The organism is Pseudomonas edaphica (assembly GCF_005863185.1).
GTDB lineage: Bacteria > Pseudomonadota > Gammaproteobacteria > Pseudomonadales > Pseudomonadaceae > Aquipseudomonas > Aquipseudomonas edaphica.
Genome location: NZ_VBVZ01000341.1, coordinates 1 through 6,733 on the forward strand (window position 1 = coordinate 1; position 6,733 = coordinate 6,733).

The 6,733-nt window shown below is 62.2% G+C and carries 8 protein-coding genes and 1 pseudogene; 8 read left to right on the plus strand and 1 reads right to left on the minus strand.

Annotation, left to right across the window (positions count from 1 at the left end; genetic code table 11):
- Positions 1 to 657, minus strand: a 657-nt coding sequence (locus tag FEM54_RS20735; protein WP_171045873.1) for a winged helix-turn-helix domain-containing protein, incomplete at its 3' end; no start/stop codon positions are given.
- A gap of 577 nt (positions 658 to 1,234) precedes the next feature.
- On the opposite strand from FEM54_RS20735, the gene FEM54_RS20745 reads away from it, so the two are divergent.
- From FEM54_RS20745 to FEM54_RS20780, 8 genes and pseudogenes are all read left to right on the plus strand, one after another.
- The gene (locus FEM54_RS20745) at positions 1,235 to 1,507 is read left to right on the plus strand and encodes a BufA1 family periplasmic bufferin-type metallophore (RefSeq protein WP_017137583.1); all 273 of its coding nucleotides are present in this window, start codon (positions 1,235 to 1,237) and stop codon (positions 1,505 to 1,507) included.
- A complete protein-coding gene (locus FEM54_RS20750; RefSeq protein WP_138452754.1) occupies positions 1,504 to 1,908 on the plus strand; it encodes a DoxX family protein in 405 nt (134 codons plus the stop codon). Before FEM54_RS20745 ends, FEM54_RS20750 begins: the two co-directional genes overlap by 4 nt.
- A gap of 21 nt (positions 1,909 to 1,929) precedes the next feature.
- Entirely contained in the window at positions 1,930 to 2,691 is a 762-nt protein-coding gene (locus FEM54_RS20755; protein WP_138452756.1) for an alpha/beta fold hydrolase, read from the plus strand.
- 39 nt (positions 2,692 to 2,730) lie between these two features.
- Complete coding sequence (gene bufA2 / locus FEM54_RS20760; protein WP_017137586.1) at positions 2,731 to 3,003, plus strand: BufA2 family periplasmic bufferin-type metallophore; 273 nt, start codon at positions 2,731 to 2,733, stop codon at positions 3,001 to 3,003.
- Between the two features lie 113 nt (positions 3,004 to 3,116).
- Positions 3,117 to 3,941: an MNIO family bufferin maturase gene (bufB, locus tag FEM54_RS20765; protein WP_138452761.1), complete on the plus strand. Its 825-nt coding sequence runs from the start codon at positions 3,117 to 3,119 to the stop codon at positions 3,939 to 3,941.
- A complete protein-coding gene (locus tag FEM54_RS20770) occupies positions 3,938 to 4,723 on the plus strand; it encodes an HvfC/BufC N-terminal domain-containing protein (protein WP_138452759.1) in 786 nt (261 codons plus the stop codon). The genes bufB and FEM54_RS20770 overlap by 4 nt, the downstream gene beginning before the upstream one ends.
- Before the next feature lie 242 nt (positions 4,724 to 4,965).
- A complete protein-coding gene (locus FEM54_RS20775; protein ID WP_099550509.1) occupies positions 4,966 to 6,330 on the plus strand; it encodes an MFS transporter in 1,365 nt (454 codons plus the stop codon).
- Positions 6,331 to 6,396: 66 nt separating this feature from the next.
- Positions 6,397 to 6,733 (plus strand): annotated as a pseudogene (locus FEM54_RS20780) (MFS transporter); the annotation flags it as partial.

A 6,733-nucleotide genomic window follows, 5' to 3' on the forward strand; every position in this document is an offset into this window, starting at 1 on the left:
GGCGAGCATACCGGCCACCCATTGCCCGCTGGTGGCGGGCGCCAGGTCGACGAAGCAGGTGTCGAGCTTGGATTCATGCGCCAGCCGCTGCGCCACGGCGGTGGCCACGGTTGTCTTGCCGATGCCGCCGGGGCCGGTGAGGGTGACGAAGCGCTGGCTGAGCAACTGCTCGGCAAGGCTTGAAATCAAGCTGTCGCGGCCGATGACCTCGCAGGACGGCACTGGCGGCGCGGGCTCCTCGGTGCGTGCGCAGAGCACCGGCAGGCTTTCTTCGCCGGCGGTTTGCACGGTCACCGGCGCCACAAAGCGATAACCACGCCCCGGCACGGTGACGATATAGCTGAAGTTGCCATCGTCGCCCAGTGCCCGGCGCAATGCGACGATCTGTGCACGCAGGTTGCATTCCTCCACCACCACCTTGGGCCAGGCGAAGGCGATCAGCTCGGTCTTCTCCAGCAATTCACCGGCGCGGGTCGCCAGGGCGATCAACAGGTAGAGGGCGCGACTCCCCAGGCTGACCGGCTCGCCGTTACGCAGCAGCACGTGCTGCCTGGCCAGTAACAGGAAGGGGCCAAAGCCCAGGACATTCTCGGCGGCTGCCGGGGTCGGGTGATCGGCGTCCATCAAGGACACCGCGTGGTTCTTGCTCGAGCTCATCAAATCGTCCTTTTTATAGTCGGGCTTGTTATTGGCGATCAGGCCATTCGCCCTTTTTGGGGTACAGATGTGCAGCAGCAGTCTTGGAAAGTTGATGTCGATGAAAACGTCGGAAAGGCCGCCCTCCTTTGGGGCGTAGTCGTTGTTATGGGCGTATCACAGCGCATGTCCCGGAGGATGAGACTGTCGCAAAGCTGAAACATTTTATTACCAGAAACCCTGATAAAGCAGAATGTATGCCAGTTGGCATGTACCAAAGATGACAACAACCATATGAAATTTATGGTGATTTTTAGGGTCGTTGGCGACCAGCGAATGCCTTCGTTCGGAAACACGAATATTTCTAATTGTGTCGTTCGGGATGCCGACTAAAACGCTGGCGATTTGGCGGTGGTTTATTGGCTTTGTATTACAAAGTATCCCCGCACCACCCTGATACATCGGCATGACGTTCTGGCGTGTCGGCGACACAGAGCGGATACACGCCTGGCTTTAACTCTGTTCACCAGCTGGCGCAGGCGGTCACCCACCGCCACACGCGCCCTGGCCACACTCAGTCAAGCCAGGAGATACACCGATGAAGCGACCCTACGCGGCCCTTGCGGCCACTTTCGCCCTGTCCCTCAGCGCCTTTGCGGCGATGGCCCATGCCGACGACGCCAAGCCCCAGGAAAAATGCTTCGGCGTCGCCCTCGCCGGTGCCAACGACTGCGCTGCCGGTAAAGGCACCTCGTGCGCCGGTACCGCCACCGCCGATTACCAGGGCAACGCCTGGGTATTGGTCGACAAGGGCACCTGCACCCAGATCAAGACGCCCAAAGGCTTCGGCAGCCTGACGGAACAGCCGTGATCCAGCGCCTGTTGCCCCAAGCGCTGCTGTTGCTGGTGGCTCGGCTGGGCATCGCAGCGGTGTTCTTCCTGTCGGGACGCACCAAGGTCAGCGGTTTTCTGAGCCTCAAACCGTCGACCTACACCTTGTTCCGTTCGGAATACGCCTTGCCGCTGATCCCGTCGGACTGGGCCGCGCACCTGGCGACCTACGCCGAACACCTGTTTCCGCTGTTGCTGCTAGTGGGCCTGCTGACGCGCCCGGCGGCCGCCGCGCTGCTGGGCATGACCCTGGTGATCGAGGTGTTCGTATACCCCGAGGCCTGGCCGACGCACCTGACTTGGGCGGGCCTGTTGCTGCCGCTGCTGGCCTATGGCGGCGGGGCGTGGTCGCTGGATCGCCGGCTGTTCGGCAAACCTTAACAACCCTGATGGAGATACCCGATGCGCATGCTTTCTTCTTTGGCCATGGCCATGGCCCTGACTGTCCCCGTGCTGGCCCAGGCGGCCGATACACCGCAGCCCGGCACCGGCAAAAGTGTGGTGATCGTGCCCGGCTCGTTTGTCGACGGTTCTGGCTGGCGCGTGGTGCACGACATCCTGATTCACAGGGGCTACAAGGTCACCGTGGTGCACCAGGGCCACGAAAACCTCGCGGCGGATGTGGCCGAGGCGCGTGAAGTGCTGGAGCAACAAGTCGGCCCCGTGGTGTTGGTGGGCCACAGTTCCGGTGGCGCGGTGATCTCGATTGCCGGCGACCGCGACAAGGTCAAGTCGATGGTCTACGTCTCGGCGCTGCAGCCGGAAGTGGGCGAGAACATGGCTCAGTTGATCGGCTCGATGCCGGCGCCCAGCGATGACATCAAGCAGAGTCGCGACGGCCACCTGTTCTTTGATCGCAGCAAATACAACGCCGATTTTGCCGCCGACCTGACCCCCAACCGCACCGACTTCATGGCCGCCTCCCAAGTGCCGGCTACCACCGCCTTGTTCGGCGGCACCGTGTGGGCGGCGGCGTGGCACAAGAAGCCGACGTATGCCGTGGTGTCCACCGAAGACCGTGCGCTGAGCCCCGCGCTGCAACGCTGGATGTACCAGCGCGCCGGTTCCAAGGTCACCGAAATCAAGGCTAGCCACTTGGTGTACATCTCCCAGCCTGAGGCTGTGGCGAAGGTCATCGAAGACGCGGCTTCCGTTATCAAATAATCCCTCTCACCCCACACAAGACCTCAAAAGGAAATAACCATGAACACTGCACTTAAATCCCGTCTGAGCCTCGCCGCCGCCGCCGCCCTGATTGCCATGGCGTCGGCGTCATTCGCCAGTGCCGCCAGCGCCGCCGATCAGCAGGAAAAGCCCGGCCGATGCTACGGCGTCAACAGTTGCAAGGGCGAAAGCCTGTGCGCCACCGCCAAGCACGACTGCAAGGGCCTCAACAGTTGCAAGGGCGAGGGCGTGATCGTCAAGACGCCGTCTGAATGCCTCAAGGCCGGTGGCACGTTGACTGAGCCGAAATAACGCCTTCCTGTGGCGAGCAAGCTTGCTTGTGCAGCGCCTCCAGAAACGGGCGACTGCTGCGCAGCCGAGCGGGAGCAAGCTCCCTCGCCACAGTTTTTGCTGGAGTACCGATGATGCCGACATTTAACCCGCGCTTTTCCGGCTATGGCCTGGGGCTGCGCAAGGAGCATTACTGCGACTTCCTGGAAACCTTGGTGCCCGTGGATTTTGTAGAAGTGATTTCTGAGAATTTTATGGTCGCAGGTGGGCAACCACGGCACATCCTGCGCCAGATTCGCGAGCGTTACCCGGTGGCGCTGCACGGGGTGTCGATGTCGATCGGCACGGCCGAAGGGCTGGACCCGGAGTACCTGCGGCGTCTCAAAGCGCTGGTGGATGAGGTGGAGCCGCTGTTTGTCTCCGACCACCTGAGTTGGTCGCGCAGCGGGGGGTTCAATGCCCACGATTTGTTGCCGGTGCCCTATACGGACGAGGCTCTGGACCGCGTTTGCGCCAATATCCACCAGGCCCAGGATGTGTTGGGCCGCACGCTGCTGGTGGAAAACCCGTCCAGCTACCTGGCGTTTGACGGTGCCAGCATGAGCGAATGCGCATTTATCGCCGCCATGGCCGAGCGCACGGGGTGCGAGTTGTTACTGGACATCAATAATGTGTTTGTCAGTGCCAGCAATCATGGCTTTGATGCCCTGGCCTTTCTCGAAGGCATTCCCGCTGAGCGCGTGCGCCAGATTCACTTGGCCGGCCATAGCCAGGGCCGTGAGCTGTTGATCGACAGCCACGACAGCCCGGTGTGCAGCGGGGTTTGGGCGTTGTATGCCAAGGCTGTCGGGTTGCTCGGGCCGGTGGCCACGATGATTGAGCGCGATGATGCCATCCCGCCGCTGGCCGAATTGCTTGAGGAGCTGTCAATGGCGCGGGCTTTGGGGCTGGCCCAATGAACCTGGTGCAGTGGCAGCAGGCATTTCACACGTGGCTGGTGAGTGCGTCGGATGATTCGGCCCGACTGCTGGGCGACCGGCACGCAGGCCTGGCGGTGTACCAGAACAACTATCGCGCGCAGCTGGTGGGTTGCCTGGAACAGGCGTTTCCGATTGTGCGACGTTGGCTGGGAGAGGAGGCGTTTCTGGCGGCCAGCATTACCCATATCGACCAGCAACCCCCGCATGCCTGGACCCTGGATGCGTATCCCGAAGGGTTTTACGCGACCTTGAAGACCGTATTGCCGAGTAACCCGGATGTGCATGAACTGGCCTGGATCGAGTCGGCGCTGAATGAGGCGTTTGTCGCCGCCGATGCGACGCCCTTGCCGTTGCAAGCCCTGGCCGAGCTGGATTGGGACAGCGCAGTTTTGCGCCTGACGCCGTCGTTGCGCTGCCATGGGCTGACTACCAATGCTGAGGCTATCTGGTCGGCACTGTGGCAAGACGCGCTTGCGCCGCAGGCAATGATGCTGGAACAGGCAGGTGGATTGTTAGTGTGGCGGCGTCAGTACACCTCACGTTTACGTCAGGTCAGTGCGTTGGAACTTGAGGCCGTGTTGCACCTGCAGGCCGACGGCAGCTTTGCCGGGCTGTGCGAGTTTCTGGTGGCGCGCCTGGGTGAAGAGGCGGGAGTGGCCCAGGCCGGTGAATACCTGGCCGGGTGGTTAGGCAGTGAGTTGATCGTTGACCCTGTGGCGAGCGGGCTTGCCCCGCGTTGGAGTGCGAAGCACTCCCAGTGAAGCCACCTCGGGTATTCCTGACGGACCTGGTCAGCCAGGTTTTGGGGCCGCTTCGCAGCCCAACGCGGGGCAAGCCCGCTCGCCACAACAAGCCAGTTCTCCACTACAGCCCCGTTCGCAGCGAAGGTCTGGATAGTCTTAGCCACCCAAACATGAAAATTCGGACAGCCAGGCAATCGGCCACTGAAAAAAATTCGCGCAACCCTTAATCTAAGGGCCTTTGTCACCTGTGCGGATTGTTCATGTCTTCTGTTGCCGATGGGCTGCCTTCCAATAAACGCTTGCCGGCGGTGATCGCCTTGTCTTTGGGCATTGGCATGGCAACCCTGGACACCGCCATCGTCAATACGGCGCTGCCGACGCTGGCACAGGGTATCGGCACCGATTCGGCCTCGGTGATCTGGGTGGTGAACGCCTACCAGTTGGCGATTATCGCCACGGTGCTGCCGTTCGCGTCACTCAGTGATGTGCTCGGCCACCGGCGCGTGTACCTCGGCGGCTTGCTGCTGTTTATTGTCTCGTCGCTGTTTTGCGGGTTGGCCGGTTCTTTGCTCACCCTGACTGCCGCGCGGGTGGCCCAAGGGCTTGGGGCGGCGGCGGTGATGAGTGTCAACACGGCGTTGTTGCGGCATATCTACCCGTCAAAAATGCTCGGGCGCGGCCTGGGCTATAACTCACTGGTGGTGGGGTTGGCCTTCACGCTGGGGCCGACCGCCGCGTCGGCGATTCTGTCGGTGGCGAGCTGGCATTGGCTGTACCTGATCAACGTGCCGCTGGGGCTGCTGGCCCTGGGGCTGGGCCTGCGGTCATTGCCGACACTGCCGTTGACCGGTCACGCGTTCGATCGGTTTTCGGCGCTGTTGTGTGCTGGTCTGTTCGCGCTGTTGGTGCTGGGGCTGGGCACGGCGGTGCATGGCGCCCAAGGCACACTGACCCTCGGTTTGATTGCGCTGGCGATGGTGTGCGGCGCATTGCTGTTGCGCCGTGAAGCCGGTCACCCGGCGCCGATGCTGGCCGTGGACTTGTTCAAGCGCCCGGTGTTTGCGCTGTCTTCTCTCACGGCCATCTGTGCGTTCAGCGCCCAGGGCCTGGCCTTTGTATCGCTGCCGTTTCTGTTGCAGGCGGTGCTGGGGCACAGCCAGGTGGCAACCGGTTTTTTGATGACGCCGTGGCCTGCCGTGGTGGCGGTGATGGCCCTGGTGGCGGGGCGGCTGGCGGATCGTGTGTCGCTGGGCCTGTTGTGCGGCATCGGTTTGCTGATGCTCAGCGCGGGCATGGCGGCGTTGGCGACCTTGGGCAGCGGCGCAAGCGCCTTCGATATTGGCTGGCGCATGGCCTTGTGCGGAGCCGGTTTCGGTTTTTTCCAGTCACCGAACCTCAAGGCGATCATGACCAGCGCGCCGTTGGCCCGCAGCGGTGGGGCCAGTGGCATCGTCGCGATTTCACGCTTGCTGGGGCAAACGCTGGGGGCGTCGTTAGTGGCGTTCTGCTTTCACCTCTCCCTGGGCAGCGGCCCGCAATACGCGCTGTGGCTGGGCTGTGGGTTTGCGCTGGTGGGCAGTGTGGCCAGTGGGTTGCGCTTGTTGCCGTATAAACACAAGGTTTAGCCCTTGTAAAACACGCGGCGGCAACGCTAACGTGGCGGCCTGAATATTTCGGGATGTTTCAGATTTATGTCCAGCCTGGCTCTACGCACTGCTGATACCACCTCCCGACGTGCCGCACTGACCCTCGCGTTATGCCTGCCCAGTGATGTGTTGCTCTACTTGCTGCTGCCCATGGAATCCCAGGCCTTTGGCATCACCCTGGCCCAGGCCGGGGTATTGCTTGCAGCCAACCGCCTGGTGCGGATTTTCGGCTACCGCCATGTGTTGAATTTCTACGCCCGTAATGGCGACCGGCTGACCTGCATGATCGCCGCCGGTGCCGCCACGGTGTGCGCCTTGGGCAACTCGATGCTGTCAGGTTTTGCCGCTTTGTTGGGGCTGCGGCTGATCTGGGGCCTGTGTT